Here is a 1899-nt window from a genome sequence, read left to right on the forward strand (position 1 = left end):
CTGTACCAACTGATGACATAGTATCCATCGAAATAATCGATTGTAAAACCGCCCACACCGTCGCCTTCTCCATTAAATACGCGGAATGCAGTTGTCTTGGCATCCTGGAATAATGAATCCCGATGTTCGATGGCCAGTTTTAATTTTTCTTCAAAAAACGAGGCATCAAATTTTTCATGTTGATTTTGGCTCAAAATCCACCCTCGACCCTTGTTCTGTTTGCCATAATAACCTTTTCCTATGAAACGGTGTTGATCATCCACAAGTTCGATGATTGTCCCTTCATCTTTTACATCTTTCATATTGATGATTGCATCTTCCGTTATGAGCGGGTATCCTTCTTTCATATTTTTTGCAAAAGAAGATTTCACTTTAAGCTTTATATTTTGTTTCATAAAATCACCCAATCATTTGTTTTTCTTTTATTCTACATCTGTTTTAGCCGAAAATCATATGTAAGTCAGTTAAACTCATCGAATTCGCTTTACTATTAGTACTTTCCTTTTTATAACAACCATATAATAGAGGAATATTTGTGTATTGGAAGGAGTTGAATAAAAATGGCTATAAAGCCCCCGCAACTGCAAGCAGGTGACACCATTGGGATTGTGACTTTAGGGAGTCCATTAAGTGCTCAGAGAATTGATGAAGGAATTGCTACTTTAAAGAATATGGGCTTCAACGTCATTGTTGGGGATCATGTATATGATAACGACGGTTTCCTGGCAGGAACTCCTGAAGAACGGGCATCGGATTTAATGAAGATGTTTGAAGATAAAACCGTTACCTGTATTTTACCAACCAGAGGAGGAGTCGGAGTTGCTGGCATCCTTCCTTTCCTGGACTTTAATGTCATCAGGCAAAATCCAAAAATCATTTCAGGATACAGCGATGTAACGATTTTACTGAACGCTCTTTATGAGTATTCAGATTTGATTACTTTTCAAAGTTTACTGTTACTTGATTTCAACACCCGAACCCCTGCTTATAATTTCAATCAATATTTCGCTGCCACTTCAGCTAGACCAGCACCATGGCAAATTGTAAACCCGCCAGGCATGCCGTTCGTGAACAAAGTTTCCGGGGATGTAACAGGTCCGATTGTAGGTGGAAATCTGACGTCATTTGTGGACACATTGGGCACTCCCTTTGAAATTAATACGGAAGGAAAGATTCTCTGTCTTGAAGAAACACATGAACCTATCAACACTGTTTACCGCTATTTAAATCACTTGAAACTAGCCGGTAAATTTGAGGATTGCATCGGAATTATGATGGGCGAGTGTACAAATTGCGAACCTGCCTATGGGGTCTCGTATGATCAACTAATAGATGATTTTCTTGTGCCTTTAGGAAAACCTATATTAAGTAATGTAGCCACGGCACATGGCCGTTTTAAGGCTGCCATTCCGCTTGGCGCAAGTGTGAGGATGAATACAATTAATCTTACTTTAACTGTACTCGAACCTGTTGTAAGTCCATAGAGTGAAAAAAACCGATTGCAATTATGTGCAATCGGTTAGTTTTATTTATTTTTTCAATAAGGAAGCCCATTCATTTTCAAGCCACTTATCGAATTCGCCACCCTTTTCACCTTCGTATGCATCATATACATCAAGTCTCATTTTTTTCAGTTTCTCTTTGAACTCGTCATATGAATGATCGGCAGGCAAGCTCTTTTTAATGCGCAACAAAATTTTAGACGTTCCTTTAATGATATCGAATTTTGTTTGTTTAGGCTTCTCTACATCTTCACCGAAATTTTTAAGTTGTCGGTAAGCTGCCTCTTGCACTTTAAAAACAGGATCGTTGTTCATACGGTTTGTAAGAACATCAATCACTTTACTGTGTTTGGACTGACCCAATTCCTCAACTGCATCAAAACGCGCTCTCCAACTG

Annotated in this window: 2 protein-coding genes and 1 pseudogene; 1 reads left to right on the forward strand and 2 read right to left on the reverse strand. The window is 38.7% G+C overall.

Features of this window, described 5'->3' with window-relative positions:
* Positions 1 to 395, reverse strand: a pseudogene (locus tag AC1DSB_RS18695) (RlmI/RlmK family 23S rRNA methyltransferase); the annotation flags it as partial.
* Between the two features lie 165 nt (positions 396 to 560).
* Here AC1DSB_RS18695 and AC1DSB_RS18700 point away from each other — a divergent pair.
* Positions 561 to 1484 (forward strand): S66 peptidase family protein, encoded by a 924-nt coding sequence (locus tag AC1DSB_RS18700; protein ID WP_477531992.1) that lies wholly within the window; start codon positions 561 to 563, stop codon positions 1482 to 1484.
* Between the two features lie 45 nt (positions 1485 to 1529).
* Here the strand turns inward: AC1DSB_RS18700 and AC1DSB_RS18705 are convergent.
* Positions 1530 to 1899: HEAT repeat domain-containing protein (locus AC1DSB_RS18705; protein ID WP_477587352.1), on the reverse strand; the 370-nt coding region annotated here is incomplete at its 5' end.

The organism is Paenisporosarcina sp. P4_E4_2 (assembly GCF_056401595.1).